The sequence below is a fragment of the Thauera sp. 2A1 genome, from assembly GCF_009469595.2.
GTDB lineage: Bacteria > Pseudomonadota > Gammaproteobacteria > Burkholderiales > Rhodocyclaceae > Thauera.
In genome coordinates this window covers 22,167-48,192 of sequence record NZ_SSXV01000006.1, presented here as the reverse complement: position 1 = coordinate 48,192, position 26,026 = coordinate 22,167, and the positions used below count along the sequence as shown (strand labels likewise).

Annotated in this window: 19 protein-coding genes and 1 riboswitch; of the genes, 10 read left to right on the top strand and 9 right to left on the bottom strand. The window is 67.6% G+C overall.

Features of this window, described 5'->3' with window-relative positions; translation table 11 throughout:
- The first annotated feature begins 45 nt into the window (after positions 1–45).
- Together GH664_RS07490 and GH664_RS07485 are read left to right on the top strand one after the other, a co-directional pair.
- A complete protein-coding gene (locus GH664_RS07490; protein WP_368857350.1) occupies positions 46–2,124 on the top strand; it encodes a carbon starvation CstA family protein in 2,079 nt (692 codons plus the stop codon).
- The gene (locus GH664_RS07485) at positions 2,117–2,497 is read left to right on the top strand and encodes a YbdD/YjiX family protein (protein WP_153167431.1); all 381 of its coding nucleotides are present in this window, start codon (positions 2,117–2,119) and stop codon (positions 2,495–2,497) included. Before GH664_RS07490 ends, GH664_RS07485 begins: the two co-directional genes overlap by 8 nt.
- 108 nt (positions 2,498–2,605) lie before the next feature.
- On the opposite strand, the gene GH664_RS07480 is transcribed toward GH664_RS07485, so the two are convergent.
- The 4 genes from GH664_RS07480 to bamE all read right to left on the bottom strand — a co-directional run bounded on the left by GH664_RS07480 (position 2,606) and on the right by bamE (position 8,195).
- Positions 2,606–2,983, bottom strand: a complete 378-nt coding sequence (locus tag GH664_RS07480) for a co-chaperone YbbN (protein ID WP_153167430.1) — start codon at positions 2,981–2,983, stop codon at positions 2,606–2,608.
- Between the two features lie 66 nt (positions 2,984–3,049).
- Positions 3,050–6,748 carry a methionine synthase gene (metH, locus tag GH664_RS07475; protein ID WP_153167429.1) on the bottom strand — a complete coding sequence of 1,233 codons (3,699 nt, stop codon included), beginning with the start codon at positions 6,746–6,748 and terminating at the stop codon, positions 3,050–3,052.
- 76 nt (positions 6,749–6,824) lie between these two features.
- Positions 6,825–6,899, bottom strand: a riboswitch (S-adenosyl-L-homocysteine riboswitch).
- Between the two features lie 191 nt (positions 6,900–7,090).
- Positions 7,091–7,690 (bottom strand): hypothetical protein, encoded by a 600-nt coding sequence (locus tag GH664_RS07470; protein ID WP_153167428.1) that lies wholly within the window; start codon positions 7,688–7,690, stop codon positions 7,091–7,093.
- A gap of 13 nt (positions 7,691–7,703) precedes the next feature.
- Positions 7,704–8,195: an outer membrane protein assembly factor BamE gene (gene bamE / locus GH664_RS07465; RefSeq protein WP_153167427.1), complete on the bottom strand. Its 492-nt coding sequence runs from the start codon at positions 8,193–8,195 to the stop codon at positions 7,704–7,706.
- 165 nt (positions 8,196–8,360) lie between these two features.
- Here bamE and GH664_RS07460 point away from each other — a divergent pair, with 165 nt between their 5' ends.
- From GH664_RS07460 to GH664_RS07435, 6 genes are all read left to right on the top strand, one after another.
- Positions 8,361–9,479 (top strand): branched-chain amino acid ABC transporter substrate-binding protein, encoded by a 1,119-nt coding sequence (locus GH664_RS07460; RefSeq protein WP_153167426.1) that lies wholly within the window; start codon positions 8,361–8,363, stop codon positions 9,477–9,479.
- A 237-nt stretch (positions 9,480–9,716) separates the two neighbouring features.
- Entirely contained in the window at positions 9,717–10,829 is a 1,113-nt protein-coding gene (locus GH664_RS07455) for a branched-chain amino acid ABC transporter substrate-binding protein (RefSeq protein ID WP_153167425.1), read from the top strand.
- 140 nt (positions 10,830–10,969) lie between these two features.
- The gene (locus tag GH664_RS07450) at positions 10,970–11,902 is read left to right on the top strand and encodes a branched-chain amino acid ABC transporter permease (protein WP_153167581.1); all 933 of its coding nucleotides are present in this window, start codon (positions 10,970–10,972) and stop codon (positions 11,900–11,902) included.
- Positions 11,903–11,917: 15 nt separating this feature from the next.
- Complete coding sequence (locus GH664_RS07445) at positions 11,918–13,027, top strand: ABC transporter ATP-binding protein (protein WP_153167424.1); 1,110 nt, start codon at positions 11,918–11,920, stop codon at positions 13,025–13,027.
- Positions 13,024–13,797, top strand: coding sequence for an ABC transporter ATP-binding protein (locus GH664_RS07440; RefSeq protein ID WP_153167423.1), 774 nt, complete (start codon positions 13,024–13,026; stop codon positions 13,795–13,797). The genes GH664_RS07445 and GH664_RS07440 overlap by 4 nt, the downstream gene beginning before the upstream one ends.
- The gene (locus GH664_RS07435; protein ID WP_153167422.1) at positions 13,787–14,521 is read left to right on the top strand and encodes an ABC transporter ATP-binding protein; all 735 of its coding nucleotides are present in this window, start codon (positions 13,787–13,789) and stop codon (positions 14,519–14,521) included. Before GH664_RS07440 ends, GH664_RS07435 begins: the two co-directional genes overlap by 11 nt.
- A gap of 180 nt (positions 14,522–14,701) precedes the next feature.
- Here the strand turns inward: GH664_RS07435 and GH664_RS07430 are convergent, their stop codons facing one another.
- On the bottom strand, positions 14,702–15,817 hold the full coding sequence (locus GH664_RS07430; RefSeq protein WP_153167421.1) for a porin: 1,116 nt from the start codon (positions 15,815–15,817) through the stop codon (positions 14,702–14,704).
- 338 nt (positions 15,818–16,155) lie between these two features.
- Here GH664_RS07430 and GH664_RS07425 point away from each other — a divergent pair, with 338 nt between their 5' ends.
- On the top strand, positions 16,156–18,810 hold the full coding sequence (locus tag GH664_RS07425; protein WP_228111422.1) for a molybdopterin-dependent oxidoreductase: 2,655 nt from the start codon (positions 16,156–16,158) through the stop codon (positions 18,808–18,810).
- A 54-nt stretch (positions 18,811–18,864) separates the two neighbouring features.
- Here GH664_RS07425 and torT read toward each other — a convergent pair whose 3' ends face one another.
- Positions 18,865–19,941: a TMAO reductase system periplasmic protein TorT gene (torT, locus tag GH664_RS07420; RefSeq protein ID WP_228111421.1), complete on the bottom strand. Its 1,077-nt coding sequence runs from the start codon at positions 19,939–19,941 to the stop codon at positions 18,865–18,867.
- A 268-nt stretch (positions 19,942–20,209) separates the two neighbouring features.
- Here torT and GH664_RS07415 point away from each other — a divergent pair, with 268 nt between their 5' ends.
- Positions 20,210–23,206 carry an ATP-binding protein gene (locus tag GH664_RS07415; RefSeq protein WP_153167418.1) on the top strand — a complete coding sequence of 999 codons (2,997 nt, stop codon included), beginning with the start codon at positions 20,210–20,212 and terminating at the stop codon, positions 23,204–23,206.
- Here GH664_RS07415 and GH664_RS07410 read toward each other — a convergent pair.
- The 3 genes from GH664_RS07410 to GH664_RS07400 all read right to left on the bottom strand — a co-directional run bounded on the left by GH664_RS07410 (position 23,187) and on the right by GH664_RS07400 (position 25,881).
- Complete coding sequence (locus GH664_RS07410; RefSeq protein WP_153167417.1) at positions 23,187–23,912, bottom strand: response regulator; 726 nt, start codon at positions 23,910–23,912, stop codon at positions 23,187–23,189. The two genes, GH664_RS07415 and GH664_RS07410, sit on opposite strands and share 20 nt — an antisense overlap.
- A 118-nt stretch (positions 23,913–24,030) precedes the next feature.
- On the bottom strand, positions 24,031–25,530 hold the full coding sequence (locus GH664_RS07405) for a YifB family Mg chelatase-like AAA ATPase (protein WP_153167416.1): 1,500 nt from the start codon (positions 25,528–25,530) through the stop codon (positions 24,031–24,033).
- A gap of 93 nt (positions 25,531–25,623) precedes the next feature.
- Complete coding sequence (locus tag GH664_RS07400) at positions 25,624–25,881, bottom strand: accessory factor UbiK family protein (RefSeq protein WP_153167415.1); 258 nt, start codon at positions 25,879–25,881, stop codon at positions 25,624–25,626.
- Between the last annotated feature and the right edge of the window lie 145 nt (positions 25,882–26,026).

The window sequence follows — 26,026 nt, the reverse complement described above, 5'->3', positions numbered from 1 at the left end:
TAGGCTTGCCCTGGCAGGGAGACAGTCGGCACGCCCCGGATCTCATTGCAACTTCTGGAGATTCGCGTGAAGTCCAAATTGGTGTGGTTGCTCGTCGCCCTTGTGGGCGCAGCGGGCTTTGCCATGCTCGCCCTGAGCCGCGGCGAGCATGTGAATGCGGTATGGCTGGTGCTGGCAGCAGTGTCCTGCTATGCGATTTCCTATCGCTTCTACAGCAAGTTCATCGCCGAGAAAGTGTTCGAGCTCGACGACCGGCGCCTGACGCCGGCCGAGCGCTACAACGATGGCCTGGACTACGTGCCGACCAACAAGTGGGTGCTGTTCGGCCACCACTTCGCCGCCATCGCCGGCGCCGGCCCGCTGGTCGGCCCCATCCTGGCGGCGCAGATGGGCTTCCTGCCGGGCACGATCTGGATCCTGGTCGGCGTGATGCTGGCCGGCGCAGTGCAGGACTTCCTCGTGCTCTTCATCTCCACGCGGCGCGACGGCCGCTCGCTGGGCGAGATGGCGAAGCAGGAGCTGGGGCCGCGCGCCGGCGTGATCGTGATGCTGGGCGCGCTCGCGGTGATGATCATCATCCTGTCGGCGTTGGCGCTGATCGTGGTGAAGGCGCTGGCGGAGAGCCCCTGGGGCACGTTCACGATCGCCGCGACGATCCCGATCGCGCTGTTCATGGGCATCTACATGCGCTTCATCCGTCCGGGCCGCATCGCCGAAATTTCGGTGCTCGGCTTCGTGCTGATGATGGCGGCCATCATCTACGGCGAGGACATCGCCCGCAGCGAATACTGGGGCCCGCTGTTCACGCTGACCGGTCCGCAGCTCACGCTGGCGCTCGTGGTGTATGGCTTCGTCGCCTCGGTGCTGCCGGTGTGGCTGCTGCTGGCGCCGCGCGACTACCTGTCGACCTTCCTCAAGCTGGGTGTCATCGTCGGCCTGGCGATCGGCATCGCCATCGCCCTGCCCGACCTGAAGATGCCGGCGGTATCGCGCTTCATCGACGGCAGCGGCCCGGTGTTCTCCGGCAGCCTGTTCCCCTTCCTGTTCATCACCATCGCCTGCGGCGCCTGCTCGGGCTTCCATGCGCTGGTGGCGTCGGGCACCACGCCCAAGCTGGTGGAACGTGAGAGCCAGATGCGCCTGATCGGCTATGGCGGCATGCTGGGCGAGTCGCTGGTGGCGATCATGGCGCTGGTGTGCGCATCCATCCTCGATCCGGGCGTGTATTTCGCGTTGAACTCGCCCGCCGCGGTGATCGGCAAGACGGTGGAATCCGCCTCGCAGGTGATCTCCGGCTGGGGCTTCATGATCACCCCGGAGATGTTGACGCAGATCGCGAAGGACGTTGGCGAGCACAGCATCCTGTCGCGCGCCGGCGGCGCGCCGACGTTCGCGGTGGGCATGGCGGTGATCGTCACCGACCTGTTCAACAGCAAGGCGATGATGGCCTTCTGGTACCACTTCGCGATCCTGTTCGAAGCGCTGTTCATCCTCACCGCGGTCGACGCCGGCACGCGCGCTTGCCGCTTCATGGTGCAGGACCTCGCGGGCACCTTCATCCCGGGTCTGCACCAGACGCGCAGCCTGGTAGGCAATCTGATCGGCACCTCGGTGGCGGTCGCCGGCTGGGGCTACTTCGTGTACCAGGGCGTCACCGACCCGCTGGGCGGCATCAACACGTTGTGGCCGCTGTTCGGCATCGGTAACCAGATGCTGGCGTCGATGGCACTGATCCTGGGCACGGTCGTGCTGTTCAAGATGAAGAAGGAGCGCTACGCCTGGGTCACGCTGCTGCCCACCACCTGGCTGTTCATCACCTCGATGAGCGCGGGCTGGGAAAAGATCTTCAGCGACAACCCGAAGGTCGGCTTCCTCGCCCTGGCGAACAAGTTCAACGACGCCGCGGCGCAAGGCACGGTGCTGGCGCCGGCGAAGTCGATCGAGGAGATGAGCCGCGTCGCCTTCAACAACCAGATCGATGCGGTGCTGTGCGGCTTCTTCATGCTGGTTGCGGTGACGATGGTGATCTCGGCCTTCAGCGTGATCCGCGAGGCGCTCGCCAGCCGCACGCCGACCGCTGTCGAGGCGCCGGTGGAATACCGCACGGCGGCGGCCAATGCTTGACCTGAGCCTCCTGACCGGCCGCGGCAAGGCCGGTGCCGCCGCGGCACCGGCCGAAGTCGACCTCGACGACGCCTATGCACGCTACGTGGCCGAGACGCGTGCTCGGGACCCGAATGCGGTGCCGATGCCGGAAGCCGAGTTCGAGCGCTACAGCCTGGGCTCGAACTGGCTGAGCGGACTGCGCGACGTGGCGAAGAAGGTGGTGCAGACCTGTCGTCTGGTGGTCGGCATCCACGACTACGAGTACTACCTCGACCACATGCGCTCGCGCCATCCGGAAGCGACGCCGTTCAGCCGCGAGGAGTTCTACCGCTACTGCCTCGAGGCGCGCTTCCCCAGCGCCGAACGCAGCGGCAGCCGCTGCCCCTGCTGAAGGCGGACCGCGGCAAGGCAGAGAAAAACGGCGGCCCCGGGAGCGATCCCGGGCCGCCGTTTTCTTTCGCCTCGCTGCGGGAGATTGTTCGCCCGCCGCGGCCTACGCCTATTGCTGTTGCTGTTCCTGCTGCTGCCGGGCGATGTCGGCGCGCACTTCATCCATGTCGAGCGCGCGCACACCGTCGATCACCTGGTTGAGCGCGTTCGCGGGCAGCGCGCCCGACTCGCGGAACACCATGATGTTGCTGCGGATCACCGCGATGGTGGGAATCGAACGAATCTGGAAGCTGGCAGCGAGTTCCTGCTGGGCCTCGGTGTCGATCTTGCCGAACACGATGTCCGGATGGGCATCGGCGGCCGCCTCGTAGGTGGGCGCGAAGTTGCGGCAGGGCCCGCACCACGCCGCCCAGAAGTCGAGGAAGACGATGTCGTTCTTCTCCACGATATCGTTGAAGTTTTCTGCGGTGATCTCCACGGTGGGCATGTCAGGCTCCGGCTGGTCGGCAAAGCGGCATCATACGCGAGGCAGGGGTACGGACACTCGGCGGTCTCACAACAGCGGCGCCAGCCAGCGCGCCGCCTCGTCCACCTCCATGCCGGTGCGGCGCGCCCAGTCTTCCAACTGATCGCGCCCGATCTTCGGAATGGCGAAGTAGTGGCTCTCGGGGTGGGCAAAGTAGAAGCCGCTCACCGCCGCCGCCGGCGTCATCGCGTAGCTTTCGGTCAGCCCCATGCCAATGCGCTCGGTGACGCCGAGGAGCTCGAACAGCGGCCCCTTGACGGTGTGATCCGGGCAGGCCGGGTAGCCGGGCGCGGGGCGGATGCCGCGGTATTCCTCGCGGATCAGCGCCTCGTTGTCGAGCGTCTCGTCGGCGACGTAACCCCAGCATTCGCGGCGCACGCGCTCGTGCAGCCACTCGGCGCAGGCCTCGGCGAGGCGGTCGGCCAGGCTCTTCAGCATGATTGCGCGGTAGTCGTCGTGCGCGGCCTCGAACTCGGCCAGCTTGGTCTCGATGCCCAGCCCGGCGGTCACCGCGAAGGCGCCGATCCAGTCGGGCACGCCCGAATCCCTGGTCGCGACGAAGTCCGTCAGACACCAGTGCGGCTTGCCCGCCGGGCGCTCGTGCTGCTGGCGCAGGCCGTGCCAGACCATCGCCAGGTGCTTGCGGTCCTCGCCGGTGTAGACCTCGATGTCGTCGCCCACCGCGTTGGCCGGAAACAGGCCGAACACCGCCTTCGCCTGCAGCCACTCCTCGGCGACGATCTGCTGCAGCATCGCCTGGCCGTCCGCGAACACGTTGCGCGCGGTCTCGCCCACCACCGCGTCGTCGAGGATGGCGGGGAAGCGGCCGGCGAGGTCCCAGGTCTGGAAGAAGGGCCCCCAGTCGATGTAGCTGACGAGCTCGCCGAGCTCGACGTCGATCGCCTGCACGCCGAGCACGTTGGGTTTGGGCGGTCGGTAGTCGGGCGCAATGCGGAATGAGTTGGCGCGCGCCGCCTCGATGCCGACCAGTTGCATGCCCTTCTTGTTGGCGTGCAGCGCGCGGATCTTCTCGTAGTCGGCGGCAACCTCGGCCTTGAAGGCCGCGCTCTGACCCTCGGAGAGCAGCGCGGTGACCACGCCCACCGCGCGCGAGGCGTCCGGCACATACACCACCGGCTGGTCGTAGTGCGGCGCGATCTTGATCGCGGTGTGGTTGCGGCTGGTGGTGGCGCCGCCGATCAGCAGCGGCACGGAAAAGCCCTGGCGCTTCATCTCGGCGGCGACGTGGGCCATCTCCTCCAGCGAGGGCGTGATCAGGCCGGACAGGCCGATCGCCTGCGCGCCATGCTCACGGGCCGCGTCGAGGATCTTCGCCGCCGGCACCATCACGCCGAGGTCGATGACCTCGTAGCCGTTGCAGCCGAGCACCACGCCGACGATGTTCTTGCCGATGTCGTGCACGTCGCCCTTCACCGTGGCGACGACGATGCGGCCCTTGCTGCTGGCGCCGGTGCGCAGCTTCTCGGCCTCGATGTAGGGAATCAGGTGCGCGACCGCCTGCTTCATGACGCGCGCCGACTTCACCACCTGCGGCAGGAACATCTTGCCGGCGCCGAAGAGGTCACCGACCACGTTCATGCCCGCCATCAGCGGGCCTTCGATGACCGCCAGCGGCGGGCGGCCTTCGGCCTCCAGCCTGGCGCGCACCTCCTCGGTGTCGGCAACGACGAACTCGGTGATGCCCTTGACCAGCGCGTGCGAGAGACGCTCCTCGACCGGCCACTCGCGCCAGGCCAGGTCCTGCGCGGATTCCTTCGCCTGCCCTTTCACCGTCTGCGCGAACTCGACCAGCGCCTCGCCCGCCCCCGGCCTGCGGTTCATCACCACGTCCTCGACCTTGTCGCGCAGTTCGGGGGCCAGCTCGTCATACACGCCAAGCTGGCCGGCGTTGACGATGCCCATCGACAGCCCGGCCTTGATCGCGTGGTACAGGAACACGGTGTGGATCGCCTCACGCACCGGGTCGTTGCCGCGGAAGCTGAAGGACACGTTCGACACCCCGCCCGAGGTCTTGGCGTGAGGCAGGTTGTCCTTGATCCAGGCCACCGCGTTGATGAAGTCGACCGCGTAGTTGTCGTGCTCCTCGATGCCGGTGGCGATGGCGAAGATGTTGGGGTCGAAGATGATGTCTTCGGGCGGGAAGCCGGCGCCGCCCTCGGCCACCGGCTTCGCCAGCAGCTTGTAGGCACGCTCGCAGATCTCGGTCTTGCGGCGGAAGGTATCGGCCTGGCCCTGCTCGTCGAAGGCCATCACGATCACCGCGGCGCCGTAGCGGCGCGCCAGCCGCGCCTGGCGCAGGAACTCGGCCTCGCCTTCCTTCATCGAGATCGAATTGACCACGCCCTTGCCCTGGATGCACTTCAGGCCGGTCTCGATCACCGACCACTTCGACGAGTCGAGCATGATGGGCACGCGCGAGATGTCGGGCTCGGAGGCGATCAGCTTGCAGAAGCGCTCCATGGCGGCGACCGAATCCAGCATCGCCTCGTCCATGTTGATGTCGATGACCTGGGCGCCGTTCTCGACCTGCTGGCGCGCCACCGCCAGCGCGTCGTCGAAGCGGCCCTCGAGGATCATGCGTGCGAAGGCCTTGGAGCCGGTGACGTTGGTGCGCTCGCCCACATTGACGAACAGGCTCTCGCCGCCGACGTTGAAGGGCTCCAGGCCCGACAGGCGCAGCTTCTTCTCCAGCACCGGCACGGCGCGCGGCGCGAGGCCCACCACCGCCTGCGCGATCGCCGCGATGTGCGCCGGCGTGGTGCCGCAGCAGCCGCCGACGATGTTCACCAGGCCGCTCTGCGCCCACTCGCGGATCTCGCCGGCGAGGTGCTCGGGCGTCTCGTCGTAGCCGGTGGGCGACAGCGGGTTGGGCAGGCCGGCGTTGGGGTGGGCGGACACATGGGTGTCGCAGACGTTGGACAACTCGTCGACATACTGGCGCAGCTGGTCGGCGCCGAGCGCGCAGTTGAGGCCGAAGCTGATCGGCTGCGCGTGGCTGAGCGAGTTCCAGAACGCTTCCGCGGTCTGGCCCGACAGCGTGCGGCCGGAGGCGTCGGTGATGGTGCCCGAGATCATTACCGGCCAGCGGCTGCCGAGGTCCTCGAACAGCTTCTCGATCGCGAACACCGCGGCCTTGGCGTTGAGGGTGTCGAAGATGGTCTCGATCAGCAGCAGGTCGGCACCGCCTTCGAGCAGGCCCCTGGCGGAGTCATAGTAGTCGTCGACCAGCGCGTCGAAGCTGATGTTGCGGTAGCCGGGGTCGTTCACGTCCGGCGAGATCGACAGCGTGCGCGAGGTCGGCCCCAGCACGCCGGCGCAGAAGCGCGGCCTGGCGGGATTGCGTGCCGTGTATTCGTCGCACAGTTGGCGCACCAGGCGCGCGCCCTCGACGTTGAGCTCGTAAGCCAGCGCCTCGAGCCCGTATTCCGCCTGCGACACGCGGGTGGCGTTGAAGGTGTTGGTCTCGATGATGTCGGCGCCGGCCTCGAGATAGGCGCGGTGGATGCCGGCGATGACCTGCGGGCGGGTCAGCACCAGCAGGTCGTTGTTGCCCTTGAGGTCCTTCGGGTGGTCGAGGAAGCGCTCGCCGCGGTAGTCCGCCTCGCCCAGCTTCTGCTGCTGGATCATGGTGCCCATCGCACCATCCAGGATCAGGATGCGCTCGGCGAGAAGCTGGCGGAGTTCGGTGCTGCGGTCGGCTTGCATGGCGTGTTCCTCGGTCGTTCGACGATCGCCGGGCAACGCCACGCACAAATGCGAACGGCGCCACAAACCGGCTGAAGGTTTGTGAGCGCCGTTGATCGGTTGCCGAGCCTGGCCCCGGGCTATTCACGGGGTCGCAGCGCTCCTCGGCAGTGCCTTGAATTCTATCGGCTCAGGGTGGCGTCTGCCAATCCCGCATTGCTGCTAATGCGGTCTGGCGGCGGGGGATGCGCTCCGTCGGACTGCGCAACTCGACCTTGCTACGCTCGGGACTCGGACAGTGCTCGTCCGCTCCACGCATCCCCCGCCACCAGACCTGCCGCACCAAGCGGACGTGCTCAGCACTCACCACCAGTACGGCCACGGCCCGTAGCCGGGAAAGCGCGGATACGGGTAACCGAAAGGCGGCGGATAGCCCCAGGGGCCGAACATCGCCCCGTCGCGCGGAAACACGTAGGTCTGGCTGGTGCGCACCACCTTGCCGTCGATGAAATGCACGTTGAACAGCGTGGCGATGCCCGGACCATCGTTGTGGATGTTCCAGTCCCACACCTCCTCGCCGGACAGCTTGAAGAACTGCTCCGAGCGGTGCTCGCCCAGCAGGCGCGCCACCTCTTCCCGCGTCATGCCCTTTCTGACCCGCGCCAGGTTGTCGTCGTCGAGCGCATCCCACTGCCGCAGCACGATGCCGCCGGCGTCGACCTGCACCATCAGGCAGGTGTGGCCGTAGGGCTGGGTGGCGTATTCCAGCGTGGTCGTCCCATCCTCGTTCTTCCAGCGCCGGCTGGGCTCGCCGCGCGCGGCCAGCGCCTCGGCCTCGGTAGTGAAGGGCTTCGGCGGGGCGAATGCGGCACAGCCTCCGAGCAATGCGGCTGCAATCAGCAGCAACAGGGCGAACAACGCTCCGCGCCCTGAACCGGAGGCAGAGCGGACTGCGGCAGACATGTCGACCTCCCGGTCAATTCCTGTGCTTGGTGTAGCGGCCGGTGCCCACCACACGGCCGTCGGTGTTGAACGACACGGTGAAATAGGTGGGTTCGCCGCCGGTGGCCTGACCCTGGTCGATCTTCCATTCCCACACCGTCTCCTGCTTGAGCTGGAAGAACTGGCTGGACGCGGGCTTGCCCAGCAGGCGCCGCACCTGGTCGCCGTTCATGCCACTTTCGACCCGCGCGAAGGTCTTCTCGTTCAACACCTGGTCGATGCTGCGCAGGATCTGGTCGGGGCCGATGGTGATCATGAAGCACTCGACGCCCTCGGGCTGGCGCGTGTACTCCCAGGTGACCGAGCCGTCGCCGTTGCTCCACTCCATCTGCGGCGGCCCGAAGCGGTCGCGCACCTCGAGCGCGGATGAGACCCCGGGCTTGAGTTCGCGGATGTTGATGTAGTCGCAGGCAGTGATGCCGATTGCGGACAGCAGGGAACACAACCAGGCCATGAAGCGTTTCATCAATTGCTCACCCACGTCTCGTTTGCGGTGCAGCGCCCCGCCCACCCATCTGCATTCCTGCGAAAGCTCAAATCCCGGCCATCGGCGCCTGGGCTAGAATCGGCGAACACCGGGCGATTTGCAATGCCCGCGCGGTGATCGTTTGCGACATTTCGGAGGTTTCACATGCTCAAGAAAACCCTGGTTGCCCTCGCCCTCGCCGGCGTGGGTCTGACGGCAGCGCATGCCCAGACGGTGGTCAAGATCGGTCACGCCGGCCCGCTGACCGGCCCGGCCGCGCACTTCGGCAAGGACGGCGAAAACGGCGCACGCCTCGCCGTCGAGGAAATCAACGCCAAGAATCCCAAGATCGGCGGCCAGGCAGTCAAGTTCGAACTCGTGAGCGAGGACGATCAGGCCGACCCCCGCACCGCAACCACCGTGGCGCAGCGCCTGACCGACCTCGGCGTCAAGGGCGTGGTCGGCCACGTCACGTCCGGCGCGGCGATCCCGGCCTCGCGCATCTACGAACAGGCCGGCGTGCCGGTGATCACCGAGTCGGCGACCAGCCCGAAGCTGACCCAGCAGGGCTTCAAGGTCACCTACCGCGTCATCGCCAACGACATGCAGCAGGGCGAGGCGATGGCGAAGTACGCGCTGGGCACGCTCAAGCTGAAGAAGGTCGCGATCATCGACGACCGCACCGCCTACGGCCAGGGCCTGGCCGACGCCTTCGCCGAGAGCCTGAAGAAGGCGGGCGGCGAACTCGTCGGGCGCGAATTCACCACCGACAAGGCCACCGACTTCACCGCCATCCTCACCAAGATCAAGTCGAAGGCGCCGGACGCAGTGTTCTACGGCGGCATGGACTCGCAGGGCGCGCCGCTGCTGCGCCAGATGCGCCAGCTCGGCATGAACGCCACCTACCTCGGCGGCGACGGGAGCTGCACCTCCGAGATGATCAAGCTCGCCAGCGGCGCCATCGACGACAAGGTGCTGTGCACCCAGGCCGGCATTCCGGCGACGAAGATGCCGGGGGGCTCGGACTTCCTCGCCCGCTTCAAGGCCCGCTTCAAGAGCGACGTGCTGCTGTACGCGCCCTATAGCTACGACGCCACCACTGCGCTTTACGAAGCGATGAAGCTCGCCGACTCGACCGAACCGGCGAAGTACCTGCCGGCGCTGCAGAAGGTTTCGTTCCGTGGCGTGACCGGCAACATCGCCTTCGATGCCAAGGGCGACATCAAGGAAGGCGGCGTGACGATGTACCACTTCGTCAATGGCAAGTGGGAGCCCTTCAACTGACCACGGTCGCGGTCGCTGCCCCGCAATGGGGGGAGACCTGGGCTGAGACGCACCCGCCTGGGGCACCGGCCCCACGGCGAGGCGGACGCAGTCGGCGTGGCATGATTTGTGCATCGCAACACCCGTCGCAACGTGCAATGCTCGTGCGTACAGCGCTCCAGATCCGCTTTTTTGGGCACAATACGGGCGCGTTTCGGCTTCAACCCCACGCCACCACCCCATCTGGGAGGAGATAGCATGAAGAAAACCGTCGTCGCATTCGCAATCATGAGCATCGGCCTGGGCGCCGCCCAGGCTCAGGAAGTTGTCAAGCTGGGCAGCGCCGCGCCGCTGACCGGCACCATCGCCCACCTCGGCAAGGACCTCGAGAACGGCACCCGGATGGCGGTCGAGGCGCTGAACGCGCAGGGCGTGACCATCGGCGGCAAGAAGGTCAAGTTCGAGCTGATCGGCGAAGACGACCAGGCCGACCCGCGCACCGGAACCACCGTGGCACAGCGCCTGGTCGATGCCGGCGTGAAGGGCGTCATCGGCCATCTGAACTCCGGCACCTCCATCCCCGCCTCGCGCATCTACGACCAGGGCGGCATTCCGCAGATCTCGCCCGCCTCCACCAACCCGAAGCTGACGCAGCAGAACTTCAAGGGCGTGTTCCGCACCATCGCCAACGACGTGCAGCAGGGCGGCGCGCTGGGCAAGTTCGCGGTGAAGTCGCTGGGCGCGAAGAAGGTCGCCATCATCGACGACCGCACCGCCTACGGCCAGGGCCTCGCCGACGAGACCGAGAAGGCGGTGAAGGCATCGGGTGCCCAGGTGGTGGCGCGCGAATTCACCACCGACAAGGCCACCGACTTCAACGCCATCCTGACCAAGATCCGCGCCACCGCCCCGGACGTGATCTTCTTCGGCGGCATGGACGCGCAGGCCGGCCCGATGCTGCGCCAGATGAAGCAGCTCGGCATCAACGCCAAGTTCCTGACCGGCGACGGCGGCTGCAGCCCCGAGATGATCAAGCTCGCCGGCGAGGCGATGAGCGCCTCCACCTACTGCTCGATGGCGGGCCTGCCGCTCGACAAGATGCCCGGCGGCGCCGCGTTCCGCGAGCAGTACAAGAAGCGCTTCGGCGGCGAAGTGCAGTTGTATGCGCCGTATGCCTACGACGCCGCGACCGCGATCGTGAAGGCGATGGAGAAGGCCGGCTCGCCCGAACCGTCCAAGTACCTGCCCGAGCTGAAGAAGATCAACTTCAACGGCGTGACCGGCAACGTCGCCTTCGACGACAAGGGCGACATCAAGGAAGGCGCGGTGACGATCTACAGCTTCAAGGACGGCAACTGGGTTCCGATGTAACCCGCCCCCTTCGCACCTGACCCGGTGCGAAGGCAAGGGCCGGCATGACGCCACGCTCGGTCGTGGGCGTCATGCCGGCCCGGCTCATGGACCCGACGGCCGCGCCCGACTGGCGGCTCGTCAGACTCGGCAGAGGCATCATGGAAACCCTCATCCAGCAACTCATCAACGGCCTGGTGATCGGCAGCGTCTACGCGCTGATCGCACTCGGCTACACGATGGTCTACGGCATCCTCGGCCTGATCAACTTCGCACATGGCGACGTGCTGATGGTCGGCGCGCTGGTCGCCCTGCAGACCATGACCTTCCTCATGGGCATGGCGCCCGGCATGTCGCCGCTGGTGATGCTGAGCATCGCGCTGCTGGTGGCGATCGTCGTGTGCATGCTGCTCGGTTTCACGATGGAGCGGCTGGCCTACCGGCGCTTGCGCAACGCGCCGCGGCTGGCGCCGCTGATCACCGCGATCGGCGTCTCCTTCCTGCTGCAGACGATCGCGATGATCATCTGGGGCCGCAACTACCACACCTATCCGCAACTGATTTCGACGACGCCGCTGCAGCCGATCGAGGGCGTGTTCATCACTCCGGTCCAGATCACCATCATCTTCGGCTCGGCCGCGCTGATGATCGGCCTGCTGCTGCTCGTCAACCGCACCAAGATCGGCCGCGCGATGCGCGCCACCGCCGAGAACCACCGCGTCGCCAGCCTGATGGGCGTGGACACCAATGCGGTGATCGCCTTCACCTTCGTCATCGGCGCGGGGCTCGCCGCGGTGGCGGGCGTGATGTTCGCCAGCAACTACGGCATCGCCCACTACGGCATGGGCTTCATGCCCGGCCTGAAGGCCTTCACCGCGGCGGTGCTGGGCGGCATCGGCAACCTCGGCGGCGCCATGCTGGGCGGGCTCGTGCTCGGCGTGGTCGAATCCTTCGGCGCGGGCTATATCGAAAACCTCACCTTCGGCTTCCTGAACTCCTCGTATCAGGACATCTTCGCCTTCCTCATCCTCGGTCTGGTGCTGATCTTCCGCCCCACCGGCCTGCTGGGCGAACGCGTGTCGGATCGGGCATAAGGGAGCGACGACACCATGAACGAACTCGCTGCCGCCGTCCCGTGGCTGGGCAAACGCAACCCGCTGGCCGCACGCTGGCTGATCATCATCCTGGCCATCACCGCTCCGCTCGTTGCCTGGCAGTTCGGCAAGAGCTGGGTGCGCATCCTCGACTTCGCGCTGCTCTACATGCTGCTGGCGATGGGCCTGAACCTGGTGGTGGGCTTCGCCGGCCTGCTCGACCTGGGCTACATCGCGTTCTATGCGGTGGGCGCGTACACCTTCGCCTTCCTCGCTTCGCCGCATTTCGACGTGCATCTGCCGTTCTGGACGATCCTGCCGCTGGGCGCGGGCTTCGCCGCGATGGCGGGGATCATGCTGGGCTTCCCGGTGCTGCGATTGCGCGGCGACTACCTCGCCATCGTCACGCTCGGCTTCGGCGAGATCGTGCGCATCTTCATGCTGAACCTGAACTACCCCGTCAACATCACCAACGGGCCGCAGGGCATCAACATGATCGACCCGATCAACCTGTTCGGCTGGGACCTGTCGCGCAACCTGCAGATCGGCGAGAACTTCAGCATCAACTCCTTGTTCCTCTACTACTACTTCTTCCTGCTAGCAGTGGCCGGCTCCATCGTCTTCGTCCACCGCCTGCAGATCTCGCGCGTCGGCCGCGCCTGGGCGGCGATGCGTGACGACGAGCTCGCCGCCAAGGCGATCGGCATCAACACGCGCAACATGAAGCTGCTGGCGTTTTCGCTGGGCGCTACGTTCGGTGGGCTGTCGGGCTGCCTGTTCGGCGCCTTCCAGGGCTTCGTCAGCCCGGAGAGCTTCAGCCTGATGGAATCCATCGCGGTGCTGACGATGGTGGTGTTCGGCGGCATGGGCAACATCGCCGGTGCGCTGGTGGGTGCATTCGTGCTGGCGCTGCTGCCCGAGATCCTGCGTGACGTGGCGGTGCCCCTGCAGCAGACGTTGTTCGGCCATGTGCTGCTCGACCCGGAAGTGCTGCGCATGCTGCTGCTGTCGCTGGCCATGATCCTGATGATGCTGCTGCGGCCGGCCGGCCTGATCCCGGCGCGCGCGCGCTATTCCCACGACCACCACCTGAGCAACAAGCTGAAGCAGGAGGCCGCGAAGTGATCACGCTGCTCGAAGCCCGCAACATCGGCAAACGCTTCGGCGGCCTGCAGGCGCTGTCCGACGTCTCGCTGACCATCCGCAAGGGCGAGGTCTATGGCCTGATCGGCCCCAACGGCGCCGGAAAGACCACCTTCTTCAACGTGCTCACCGGCGCCTACACGCCCGATGGCGGCGAATTCGTCTTCAACGGCAGCGAGCTGCCCACCGGCAAGCCGCACAAGGTGGTGGGGCGCGGCATCGCCCGTACCTTCCAGAACATCCGCCTGTTCCGCGAGCTGACCGCGCTCGAGAACGTCATGGCGGGGCACCACATCCGCACCAAGGCGGGCGTGTGGGGCGTGCTCACGCAGAACCGTTTCACCCGCGAGGAAGAGCGACTGACCACCGAGCGCGCCTACGAGCTGCTCAAGTACGTCGGCATCGAGCGCTTCGCCGAGGTCGTGTCGAAGAACCTGTCCTACGGCGACCAGCGCCGGCTGGAGATCGCCCGCGCCCTGGCCACCGAACCGCAACTGCTGGCGCTGGACGAGCCCGCGGCCGGCATGAACGCCACCGAGACCGCGCAGCTCAAGGCGCTGATCGAGCAGATCCGCCGCGACGGCATCACCGTGATGCTGATCGAGCACGACGTGAAGCTGGTGATGGGCCTTTGCGACCGCGTCGCGGTGCTCGACTTCGGCAAGAAGATCGCCGAGGACGTGCCGGCGGTGGTGCAGAAGAACGAAGCGGTGATCGCCGCCTACCTGGGCGGAGGCAAGCATGCACACTAATCCGGTATCACCGCTGCTGCAGTTGCAGAACCTGCAGATCGCCTATGGCGGCATCCAGGCCGTTAAGGGCATCAGCCTCGAGATGTATTCCGGCGAGCTCGTCTGCCTGATCGGCGCCAACGGCGCCGGCAAGACCACCACGCTGAACGCCATCGGCGGCGTGCTGCCGGTCGCCGGCGGCGAGATTCACTACGCCGGAGACAAGATCAACACCGTGCCCGCGCACAAGCGCCTGCGCCGCGGCATCGCGCTGGTCCCCGAAGGGCGCGGCATCTTCACCCGCCTGACGGTGGAAGAGAACCTGCGCATGGGCGCCTACACGCGCAACGACAAGGACGCCATCGAGTCCGACCTGGAGCGCGTCTACACCATGCTGCCGCGCGTCAAGGAGCGCCTGCCCCAGGTCGCCGGCACGCTGTCGGGCGGCGAGCAGCAGATGGTGGCGATCGGGCGCGCGTTGCTGTCGCGGCCGAAACTGTTGCTGCTCGACGAGCCGTCGATGGGCCTCGCGCCGCTGGTGGTGGAGAAGATCTTCGAGGTGGTGCAGACGGTGGCCAAGGAAGGCGTGACCATCCTGCTCGTGGAGCAGAACGCCAACCTGGCGCTGGAGTTCGCGCAGCGCGGCTACGTGATGGAGTCGGGCAAGATCACGCTCACCGGCACCGGCGAGGCGCTGCTGGCCGACCCGAAGGTGCGCGCCGCCTACCTGGGCGAGGCGGCCTGAGATCCGCCACCGCCCCCCCAGCGCGCCGGAGCGGGGCGGACCGCGCGCCCTCATGCAGCGGATCGCGGTCGAGCCCGCTCCCACGCGCCAGCGCCGGGTGAATCCAGGGGTTTTGCCGTCGCTCCGCCGATGACGGCGAAGGGGCGTGGCTCATGGTGACCGTCGCCCCCTGGCGCAACATCAGAAGCGGTGCAGCACACCCAAGTTCGCACCCCGCTGGTAGCCGTCGCCGCCGGCGGTGCCGTTGCTCATGGCATCGCCGATGGAGGAGAACAGGCCGCTGTCCCTGGCCGTGCAATTGTTGTTGATGTCCGCATACACCGCGTACAGGCTGGTGCGCTTCGACAGCGCATGCTCGTAGCCGAGCGCCCACTGGCTGACCTTGGCGTCGGCGCCGCTGACGGCGACTTCGGTCTTGCGGTGGACGTAGGAGGCACGCACGGTGCCGGCGACGCTGACCGGCACGGTCACGCCGACGAACCACTGCCTGGTGTCCTTGCCATCAACGGCGGCGGTGTCGGGGCTGAAGTCGGCAGCGCTCGCCTTGCGCAGGCCGTACGACGCGGCGAGCTTGGCCACGCCGAAGTCATAGGTGCCGGCGAGGTCATACACGCGGATCTTCTCGCCGTCGAAGGCACCGGTCGACCTGGCGCGCATCTCCTGCAGGTTGAGGCCGATCAGCAGCGGGCCATTCACGTACTGCGGCACGACGGACCAGGCGCGGATGTCGCCGCTATCGCCGGCGCCACGGTTGCCGGCCGATTCATTCGCATAGTTGGCGTTCATGGTGAACGCCGCCGACACCGAGAGCCCGGCCCAGCTCGGCGACACATAGGTCACCGCGTTGTCCCAGCGGTACTCGGTCAGGTACACGCTGTTGTACTGCCCGGCCGTACCGCTGCCGAAGGGATCCACCGTGGCGGTGAGGTTGTAGCCGGCCGGATACTGGCGGCCGAGGCCGACGGTACCGAAGCTGCCCGACAGGCTGACGAAGGCCTGGCGGCCGAAACTGCGTCGCCCCTGCCCGGACTCGCCGGTATCGGCGGCAATGCCCTGCTCGAGCACGAAGCCCGCCTTCAGGCCATTGCCCAGATCCTCGGTGCCCTTGAAGCCCAGGCGGCTGCCTGCCGCCATGCCCGAGTCGATGGCGGAGCGGTTCGACACTCGGTTGTCGATTTTGTCGCCGGTCCATTTGTAGCCCATGTCCACCAGGCCGTAGAGGGTGACGTTCGATTGCGCCAGCGCGGGCGCGGCAACCAGGCCGGCGATGGCCAGGGCAATCAGTTTCTTGTGCATGACAGCTCCTTTCACTTGGGTCGTAAGACTCGGTCCGGGCAACGCCCGATGCGTGAAAGGATGATGCGCAGCCGTGATGAACGGCGGGCACAGAAAGGTAAACCGGGCTGCATTCATTCCGTACCCGAGCTCCCGCCACTTCCCATTCATATTCAATGACTTGCATTTCGACCGCAGCGTTTTTGACGGCCTGCAGCGGCAACCATGTGAATCGCCATTAACGAACGGCGCAAGGAATCGAACAAACCCGATCAGTCTGTTCATCGTCGGCCCCTAGCATGGCATCAGGTCAAGAACTTGTTACGAACCGGATTGCTGCGGAGAGCCACATCATGAACATGACGAGAAGAAATTTCCTGAAGGCGTCGGTCGCTTCTGCGATTGCGGCCAATGGCCTGACCTGGTTCAGCGCCAGCGAAGTCTTCGGTGCCGATACGGTGCTCATTCCCAGCGCCAGCCACTGGGGCCCGTTCAAGGCGGTGGTGAAGAAAGGCGTGCTGGTCGGCATCCAGCCACTGACCGACGTCGACGCGATGCCGACGACGATGCTGACCAAGGGCCTCATCAGCCGCGTCTATCACAAGACCCGCGTCAAGTACCCGATGGTGCGCAAGTCCTATCTCGCCAATCCGGGCGGCGACACCAAGCGCCACCTGCGCGGCAAGGAGCCCTTCGTGCGCGTGAGCTGGGACGAGGCGCTGGCGCTCACCGCCAACGCGATCCTCACCACCGCCGAGAAATACGGCAACGAGGCGCTGTTCAGCAGTTCCTACGGCGGCTGGTCGCACGCCGGCCTGCTGCGCCCGCAGGTGCTGCAGGGCCGCCTGTTCGGCCTCATCGGCGGCCATTCGGTCACCACCGGCGACTATTCCGGCGGCGCCTCGCAGGTGAGCCTGCCGCACATCATCGGCGACATGGAAGTGTATTCGCCGCAGACCGCCTGGGAAGTGATGGCCGACCACACCGAGGTGATGGTGTGGATCGGCTGCGACCCGTTCAAGAACAACCGCATCGAATACACGGTGGCCGACCACCAGATGTTCCCGCGCTGGCAGTTGATCAAGGAGCGCGGCGTCAAGTTCGTCTCGATCAACCCGCAATACACGCCGACCGACGTCGCGCTGGGCTCGGAGTGGGTGAAGATCGTCCCCAACACCGACACCGCGCTGTTCCTCGCGATGTCCTATCACGTGTATACGACGGGCAGGTACGACAAGGCCTATCTGGACAAATACACCGTCGGCTTCGACAAGTTCCTGCCCTACCTGCTCGGCAAGGATGCCGACGGCACGCCGCCGAAGACGCCCGAATGGGCGGCGAAGATCACCGGCATCCCGGCGAAGAAGATCGTCGAGCTGGCCGAGCTGTTCGCCAGCAAGCGCACCCAGTTCGCTGGCGCATGGGCGCTGCAGCGCGCCCACCACGGCGAGATGACGCACTGGGCGATCATCAACTTCGCCGCGATGCTGGGCAAGATCGGCAAGCCGGGCGAAGGCGTGGGCTTTTCGTGGCACTACGGCGGCGGCGGCATGCCGCAGTCGGGCGCGGTGATGCCGGTGGGTCTGTCACAGGGCCGCAACCCGGTGAAGACCCGCTGCCCGGCGTCGCGCATCAGCGAGATGCTGATGAACCCCGGCAAGCAATACACCCGCGACGGCGCGACCCACACCTACCCCAGGGTCAAGCTGATCTACAACGCCGGCAACAACTTCATGTCGCACCAGCAGAACACCAACGAGTTGCTGCGCGCGATGAACGAGAACGTGGACACGGTGATCTGCCAGGATCCGTGGTGGTGCGCCTCTTCCCGCTTCGCCGACATCGTCCTGCCGGCCACTTCGGCGCTCGAACGTGACGACATGAGCACCGGCGGCACCTACAGCAACGACAAGATCTACGCGATGCGCAAGGTCATCGAGCCGTATGGCGAGAGCCTGGACGACTTCGAGATCTTCCGCCGCCTGGGCGAGCTGATGGGCGTGGGCTACCAGTTCACCGAAGGCCTGACGGTGATGCAGATCCTGGAAAAGTCGTACAACGCCACCAACCCGAAAGTGCCGTTCGCCGAGTTCTGGGAGAAGGGCATGGTCAGGATCGACGTGCCCGACAAGATGCGCCGCTGGGTGCGCCACGGCGACTTCTACACCGACCCGGCGAAGCATCCGTTGCACACCAAGTCGGGCAAGATCGAGCTGTACTGCTCCGAGATCGACAGCTTCAAGATCCCGGACTGCCCGCCGATCCCGAAATACCTCGAGCCGGCCGAATTCCTCGGCAACGCCAGGCCGGGTCAGGTCCATGTGGTCAGCCCGCACCCGTACAACCGCGTGCATTCGCAGATGGCGCAGGCCGACGTGCGCTTCGAGCAGAACGTGAAGGGCCGCCAGCATGTGCGCATCAGCGTCGAGGATGCCAAGGCGAAGGGCATCCGCAACGGCGACCTGGTGGAGCTCTACAACGAGCGTGGCGCGCTCATCGCCGGCGCGGAAGTCACCGACCAGATCATGAAGGGGGTGGTCAGCCTGGAGGAAGGCAACTGGATCCAGCTCGACTCGCGCGGCCGCTGCAACAGCGGGGCGATCAACATCATCACCACCAGCGTGGCCTCCAGCGGCCTCAGCCAGGCGACGAGCGCAAACACCTGCATCGCCAACCTGCGCAAATGCACCGATGCCGAGTCCGAGAACCTCGCCTACGAGCCGCCTGCGATCGAGCAGGCCGGCAAGCTGGGGCTCGACATCGCCGGCATGAAGCTGATGGAACGCGCGGCGACGATCAAGGGCTCGACCATGGCCAGCATGACGCCGGGTGAGAAGCTGTTCTACGAGCGCTGCACGCTATGCCACGTGCCACGCGAACCGGGCGACTTCACCAAGAACCAGTGGCATGGCATCACCCAGAGCATGTTCCCGCGCGCCGGCCTGGACGACGCGCAGCGCAAGCTGGTGCTGGAGTTCCTCGAGAAGAACGCGAAGGACGCCGCGGCGATGTAAGCGGGGTCTGCAGCTCCACGCGTGAGACGGATCCGGCCTGAGCGGCCGGATCCGTCATTGCTTTGCGGGCGGCAACTGCGGCTTGTAGAGGAAGGTCGGCACGAAGCCGCTGGGCGGGATCGACTCGTCGACGGCGATGTGCTTCAGCGAGGCGGGATCGACGATGCGGATGACGGGACCGAAGTCGCGCGGAAACGGGCGTTTTTCCAGCAGGTCGACCGCCTGCCCCACCGACAGCCGTCCCTGCAGCACCGGGAAATCCGTCGGCGCGGCAAGGATCCGGCCGCGCGCGATGCCACGCAGCACTGCCGGCGTCAGGTAGGTGGACAGGATCGACACGCGCTGCTGCAGCTCGCGCTCGCGCAGCACGCTGACCGCAGCCTCGGCCATCAGGCCGTTGCCGACGAGGTAGCGCACCTCGGGATGGGCGTCGAGCGCGGCCTGCACCAGGTTGCGCTGGATGCTCTTGCCGGTATCGCCCCAGGCCGTCGTCGCGACACGGACGCGGCTGCCGGCGATGGCATCGCGAAAACCCTCGTCCACCACTGCACTGACGCTGCGCGGGCCGGGAAACCAGGCCACCGGCACCGGCTCGCGCGAGGGCGGCAGGTGGGCGACGAGGTAGTCGCCGGCGGCGCGGCCCATCTCGTACCAGTTCACCCCGACGCGCGCCGCGATGCCGCGATCGTCGATCGCGTTCACCGTGGCGAGCACCGGCATGCGCCGGGCGATGTCCTCCAGCAGGGGCGACAGGCCGTCACGCGACACCGCGCCGACGATCAGTGCATCGACCTCCGGACTCGCCGCGCAGGCGCGAACCTGCTCGGCCTGGATGTCGAGATTGGGATAGCCCGCCGCTTCGCGGAAGCGGATCTCCACGCCCAGGCGGCGCGCCTCCTCGATCATGCCGAAGTTGACGCCCAGCCAGTAGGCATCCTTGATGTGCGGGAAGACGGCACACAGGGTCCATCGGCGTGTCGCGGGTCGCGTCGGCGAGTGGCGCACGATGCGCGGCGCGCCGACCGGAGCCGCATCGCGGATGGCGAGCGCCGGGGGATCTGCGGCGCGTGCCGCGCCGGTGCCTGCGCATATCGCCGCCAGCGCAGCGGCAGCGGTCAACAGACGAGGCACGAAGCGGGATCGTGTTGGCATCGGACCTGTGGCATGAAGTGGACGAATGGCGTCACGAACGAAACGCTGCGACGGGGCGGAGGAAAACGCGGCGCATCGCCGGCCCCGCCAGCGTTGCCCGCGCAATGACGCAACGGCAGAATGCTAGGCCAAGCACCGGGCGCGGACAACGCTGACGGCCGGATGCCGGCGGCGCCCTCCGGCGCCACGCCTTCTCCCCCTGCATTCGTGCCCCGCGCCGAGGGTCCTGCCCGCAATGGCCAACTGGATGAAGCAGTTCGACGCACGGCTCGGCCTCATCGGCAAGATCCTGCTCACCCTGGGCGCGTCGGCGCTGCTGACCTTCGCTGTCGCGACGATGGGGTGGCTGAGCTTCCGCGAGGTCGTGTCCACCCAGCGCGACATCGTCGAGGATGCGGTCCCCGCAGTCGCCACGGTACAGGCGATCGCGCGGCTCAATACCCGCACCGCGGCGCTGGTCGCCCAGCTCGGCCGCGCCGATTCAAGCGAAGAGCTGGACCGCCTGTTGCGCTCGGGCAAGGAGCAACTGGCGGAGCTGCGCGCCTTGCTGCCGCGCCTGGACTCCCGCCGCATCGACCCCGGCCTGAAGTCGACGCTGGAAGCGACGATGGACGGCATCGAGCGCAACCTCGAGCGACAGGCGCACGACGCAGGCCAATGGCTGCAGATCCGCGAGCAGGAAAGATCTTCCCTCGCCGGCCAGGAGCGCGCGGTGGCCGCGCTGATGCGGCTGGCCGACTCGCTCGCGGCGAACGCATCCACCGCCACCACGGCGACCGTTTCCAGCCTCTACCCGCTGCTCGAGCAGGCTTCCGCACGGCAGCGGGTGCTCGAATTGCTCGACCGTCTGATCGAGGTCGACGTCGATCGCGCCGAACGGATGTCCGAACTGCAGTCGGTGTGCTTCGCCCTCAAGACGCAGCTCGAGCGGCTCGGGCTCGAGAACAGCATCGAAGAGGCGCAGGCGCTGCGGGCCGACTTCGCTGCCAACCTCGAGGTGTTGCGCCGCCGCCTGCAGGACATCATCGACCCGGGCCGCCGCGAGGAAGGCCTGGCCCATCACCGCCTGCTGACCGACGGCCTTGCGGCTGGCGGGCTGTTCGACCTTCACGTGCGCCAACTCGGGCTGGGCGAGGAGCGCCTGGCCTTGCGCGACGAAGGCAACAAGCTCGCGCGCCAGCTCGGCGACGCCGGCGACACCCTCGTCGCCGCCAACAACCTCGCCATCGGGCAGGCCGGCGAGCTCGCCAACCGGGCGGTGGACCGCGGCACGGCCGGCTTCTTCGCCGTGGCGACGCTGCTGTTCTGCTCGCTGATGGGCACCTTGTGGGTGATCTTCCGCTTCGACGTGCTCGACCGCCTGAAGGATCTCGAAGCCGCGGTGCGCGCGCTCAACAGCGGCAAGCTCGACATCGAGATCCGCCGCGCCGGCCGCGGCGACCCGCTGGCCCCGCTCGTCGAGGCGCTCGAGCAGTTCGCCGACAATGCGCGCGCGCGGCAGCGCCTGGAGCAGGCCCTGCTGCGCCACCAGCAGGAGCTGGAGCAGCAGGTCGCGGCACGCACCAGCGAACTGCAGCAAAGCAACGCCCTGCTCGAGCACGAGGCGGCGGAGCACGCGCGCGCACGACAGCGGGCCGAGGAAGCCAGCCGCGCCAAGGACGAATTCCTCGCCACCCTGAGCCACGAGCTGCGCACCCCCTTGAGCGGCGTGCGAGGCGTCGTGCAACTGCTGCAGGACACCCCGCTCGACAGCCGCCAGCAGGAATACCTGCACATGATCTCCTACGCCAGCACCACGCTGCTGGAGATCCTGGAGGATATCCTCGGCTTCTCGCGCCTCGAGGCCGGCAAGCTCCACCTCGAGTCCGAAGCCTTCATGCTCGATGCCGCCATCGACGACATGCTGGTGCTGCAGTCGGTGTCCGCGCGCAGCAAGGGCATCGCGCTGGTGCGCGACATCGCCACCGATGTTCCGCACCACGTTGAAGGCGACCGCCGCAAGCTCAACCAGATCCTCCTCAACACCATCGGCAACGCGATCAAGTTCACCGACGAAGGGGAAGTGAGCGTCGCGGTGCGTCGCGTGAGCGACGGGGAAGACGGGACGGTGCGCCTGCGCTTCACCGTCCGCGACACCGGCATCGGCATCCCGGAAGCGCAGCAGCAGGCCGTGTTCAAGCCTTTCGTGCAGGTCGAGGACACCGCGCACCGGCGCCACGGCGGCACCGGGCTGGGCCTCGCCATCTGCCGTCGCCTGGTCGAGCTGATGCAGGGCCGCATCGGGCTCTCCAGCACGCCCGGCGAAGGCACCGAGGTGTGGTTCGAGCTGCCGTTCCGCATCGTGGCCGCGGTCGCGGAGGCGACGGCGGGCACCCCTGAGGCACGACAGGCGGGCGAGGCGCTGTCGGTGCTGGTGGTCGAAGACGACGACATCAACCGCCTGGTGTGCCTGCGCTACCTCGAGGCGCTCGGCCACACCGCGCTGGCGGCGCCCGATGGCGAGACTGCGCTGGCGCTGCTGCAGCGCCCAGATGTTCAGGTCGACGCGGTGCTGCTGGACGTGAGCCTGCCGGGCCGCTCGGGGCCGGAAGTGGCCAGCGAGATCCGCGCGCTGCCCGATGAACGCTGGCACGGCCTGCCCATCATCGCCATGTCGGCGCATGCCTCGCCCGCTGCTGCGGCGCTCTTTCCGCCCGCTGTCATCAACGGCTTCCTGGCCAAGCCTTTCGACCGCGACAACCTGGGGCGGGCGCTGGCGTCCGTGCGCTCCGCGCCACCGCCCGCCGCAACGCCCGCAGCCAGCCAGCCAGGGGCCACCGCGGCGCCGGCGGCCGCGCTGCCACCGCTGCTCGACGAGGACTATCTCGCAGGCGAGCGCGAGACATTGGGCGACGACACGCTGCGCGAGCTGCTCGCCCTGTTCCGCGCCGACAACGAGGAAGCGCTGGCCGACATGCGGAGCCTCGGCGCGCAACAGGACTGGGCAGCGCTGGGCAAGCGCGCCCACCGCCTGCGCAGCGCCGCCGGGAACCTCGGCTTCCTGCGCGTGATGGCACAATCGCGTGCACTCGAACAGCGGGCTTCCGAAGCGGCAGCCGAAGGCAACTCCGTCGCCGCGCACGCGGCTCTCGATGCCGCCCTCGAGGCCCTTGCGCAGGCATGCAAGCAGAGCGGGCAGGCACTCGACGCGCTGCTCGCCCCGGACGCCGCCGGCGAGGAGTTGCCTAAGCCCGCTCTGGGTTGATCTCGCCGGCGAACAGATAACCTTCACCGCGCACGGTGAGGATCAGCTCGGGATTCTTCGGATCGTCCTCGAGCTTGTCGCGCAGGCGCGAGACGAGCACGTCGATGGTGCGGTCGTTGGGATCCCAGGACCGATGGCTGACGACCTGCATCAGGCGCTCGCGCCCGAGGACGACGCCGGGATGGCGCAGCAGCATGGACAGCAGGTCGAACTCGCCGCGGGTGAGGCTTTCCCGGCGCCCCTGCGGACCGCTCAGGCGGCGATGCGAAATGTCCAGCACCCAGGCCCCGAAGCGGCATTCGGTGCGTTCCTGCCGCGCCGGCCGGTCGCGTACCCCGCGCAGCACGATCTTCACCCGGGCAAGAAGCTCGCGCGAATTGAAGGGCTTGGTGACGTAGTCATCGGCACCCGACTCGAGGCCGACGATCTTGTCGATGTCGTCACTGCGCCCGGAGACCAGGATGATGCCCAGATGCGCGTCGTGTGCGCGCAGTTCGCGCGCGAGTTCGAGCCCGTCCTTGCCCGGCAGGCCGACGTCGAGCAGCACGACGTCGATCGGCCCGGCGCGGAGTGTCCGCCACATGTCGTCGCCATTGCTGACGACCGCCACCGCGTAACCCTCGCCGGCAAAATAGGATTTGAGCCGGGCGCAGGTCACGGGGTCGTCGTCGACCACGAGGAGGCTGAAGGGACGGTTCTCGACCACGGCAGAAGCGGCACTCGCGCGGAATGGGGAAGGATGGAGGGCCAGGGACGGCCCATGACCGTCAGGCCGGCGCGATTATAGCGTGTGGCCTATGGGGCCGGACGCGACCGAAGGTCCCTCACCGCCCATCCAGGCTGCGCCGGTACTGGATGGCCTCGGCGACATGCACCCGCCCGGGGCGCTCGGCGCCGGCGAGATCGGCGAGCGTGCGTGCCACGCGCAGCACCCGGTGGTAGGCGCGCGCCGACAGGTTGAGGCGGTCCATCGCCTGCTTCAGCAGGTCGGCGCCCGCGGCGTCGGGCGCGCACATCGCGGCCACCCGGCCGGGTTCGAGGCGGGCGTTCGGCACGCCCTGGCGTTCGCGCTGCAGCGCGCGCGCCTGCGACACACGTGTGCGCACCGCCAGCGAAGCCTCGCCCGGCGCTGCGGCGGCGAGTTCCTCATGCGCCAGCGCCGGCACTTCGACGGTGAGGTCGATGCGGTCCATCAGCGGCCCGGACAGCCGGCCGCGGTAGCGCGCCACCTGGTCCGGCGTGCAGTGGCAGGCGCGCGTCGGATGGCCGGCGTAGCCGCAGGGACAGGGGTTCATCGCCGCGACGAGCTGGAAGCGCGCCGGGAACTCCGCGCGCCGGCGCGCGCGCGACACGGTGACGATGCCGGACTCCAGCGGCTCGCGCAGCGACTCCAGCACGCGGCGATCGAACTCCGGCAGTTCATCGAGGAACAGGATGCCGTGGTTGGCGAGCGAGATCTCACCGGGGCGCGGCAGCGCGCCGCCGCCCACCAGCGCTGCGGCGGAGGCGGAATGGTGCGGCGCCCGGAATGGCCGTCTCCCCCAGGCCGCAGGATCGAAGCGGCCCTCGAGCGAGAACACCGCTGCACTCTCGAGCGCCTCGCTCTCGTCCATCGGCGGCAGCAGCCCGGGCAGGCGCTGGGCAAGCATGGACTTGCCGGTGCCCGGCGGACCGAACATCAGCAGCGAATGGCCGCCGGCCGCCGCCACCTCCAGCGCACGCCGCGCCTGCAACTGGCCGCGCACGTCGGCGAGGTCGGGCGCCGCCTGCGCGTCCGCCGGGGGTGGCGCCGCATCGAGCCTGTGCAAGGCTTCGTGGCCGTTCAGGTGGGCGCAGACCGCCAGCAGGCTGGTCGCCGGCAGCACCTTCGCTTCGCGCGCGAGCGCAGCCTCGGCACCGTTCTCGGCGGCGAGGATCAGGCCACGCCCCGCGCGCGCCGCCGCGAGCGCCACCGCCAGCACGCCACGCACCGCGCGCAGCCCGCCAGTCAGCGACAGCTCGCCGCAGAATTCGGTGTCGTTGAGGCGCGCGGCATCGATCTGCCCCGAGGCGGCGAGGATACCCACCGCAATGGCCAGGTCGAAGCGCCCGCCTTCCTTGGGCAGGTCGGCCGGCGCCAGATTGACGGTGATGCGGCGCTGGGGAAACTCGAACTGCGAGGTGAGGATGGCCGCACGCACACGGTCGCGCGCCTCGCGCACCTCGGTGTCGGGTAGGCCGACGAGATTGAAGGCCGGCAGGCCGTTGGCCAGATGGACCTCGACCGTGACCTCGGGCGCGTCGAGGCCGTCGAGTGCGCGCGTGCGCACGAGCGCGAGCGACATGCGGGTCTCCGGGCTGGGTAGGGCGCCCAGTCTAGCGGAGACCGCCGATCAATGACAAAAGAATAATAGGGCGTCGCCGACGCCGCGCTGCGCTCAGGCGGGCTTGTCGCCGCCGGCTGCGAGGCGGGCTTCGAGTTCGGCGACACGCGCCTCGAGCTCGCCGAGCTTCTGCCGCGCCTGCGCGAGCACGTCGCGCTGCACGTCGAATTCCTCGCGCGTGACCAGGTCGAGGCGGCTGAACGCGCTGCCGAGCAGGGCCTTCACGTTCTTCTCGATGTCGCGCGCGGGGCTGTTGGCAGCCAGTTCGGAAAGCTTGGAACCGATTTCGTCGAGGAAGCGGGGAGTGCTCATGGCGGAGGATTCACGACCGGTTGGTGGATGGCCGCGAGTTTAGCACGCAGGTTTCGAGGCGGTTTCCAGCCCTGCGATGGGTTCGGCCGGATCAACGCCGCTCGGGCACCGAATCTGGTCTGGCGGCAGGAAGCGCGCACCGACA

Bases quoted from the DNA above. Each gene is read 5' to 3' on its own strand.
- GH664_RS07455 (WP_153167425.1), top strand. From the start codon at position 9,717: ATGAAGAAAACCGTCGTCGCATTCGCAATCATGAGCATCGGCCTGGGC.
- GH664_RS07405 (WP_153167416.1), bottom strand. From the start codon at position 25,530: ATGTCGCTCGCGCTCGTGCGCACGCGCGCACTCGACGGCCTCGACGCG.
- GH664_RS07445 (WP_153167424.1), top strand. From the start codon at position 11,918: ATGAACGAACTCGCTGCCGCCGTCCCGTGGCTGGGCAAACGCAACCCG.
- GH664_RS07480 (WP_153167430.1), bottom strand. From the start codon at position 2,983: ATGCCCACCGTGGAGATCACCGCAGAAAACTTCAACGATATCGTGGAG.
- GH664_RS07415 (WP_153167418.1), top strand. From the start codon at position 20,210: ATGAAGCAGTTCGACGCACGGCTCGGCCTCATCGGCAAGATCCTGCTC.
- bamE (WP_153167427.1), bottom strand. From the start codon at position 8,195: ATGAAACGCTTCATGGCCTGGTTGTGTTCCCTGCTGTCCGCAATCGGC.
- GH664_RS07430 (WP_153167421.1), bottom strand. From the start codon at position 15,817: ATGCACAAGAAACTGATTGCCCTGGCCATCGCCGGCCTGGTTGCCGCG.
- GH664_RS07435 (WP_153167422.1), top strand. From the start codon at position 13,787: ATGCACACTAATCCGGTATCACCGCTGCTGCAGTTGCAGAACCTGCAG.
- GH664_RS07425 (WP_228111422.1), top strand. From the start codon at position 16,156: ATGACGAGAAGAAATTTCCTGAAGGCGTCGGTCGCTTCTGCGATTGCG.
- GH664_RS07470 (WP_153167428.1), bottom strand. From the start codon at position 7,690: ATGTCTGCCGCAGTCCGCTCTGCCTCCGGTTCAGGGCGCGGAGCGTTG.
- GH664_RS07450 (WP_153167581.1), top strand. From the start codon at position 10,970: ATGGAAACCCTCATCCAGCAACTCATCAACGGCCTGGTGATCGGCAGC.
- GH664_RS07485 (WP_153167431.1), top strand. From the start codon at position 2,117: ATGCTTGACCTGAGCCTCCTGACCGGCCGCGGCAAGGCCGGTGCCGCC.
- metH (WP_153167429.1), bottom strand. From the start codon at position 6,748: ATGCAAGCCGACCGCAGCACCGAACTCCGCCAGCTTCTCGCCGAGCGC.
- GH664_RS07400 (WP_153167415.1), bottom strand. From the start codon at position 25,881: ATGAGCACTCCCCGCTTCCTCGACGAAATCGGTTCCAAGCTTTCCGAA.
- GH664_RS07460 (WP_153167426.1), top strand. From the start codon at position 8,361: ATGCTCAAGAAAACCCTGGTTGCCCTCGCCCTCGCCGGCGTGGGTCTG.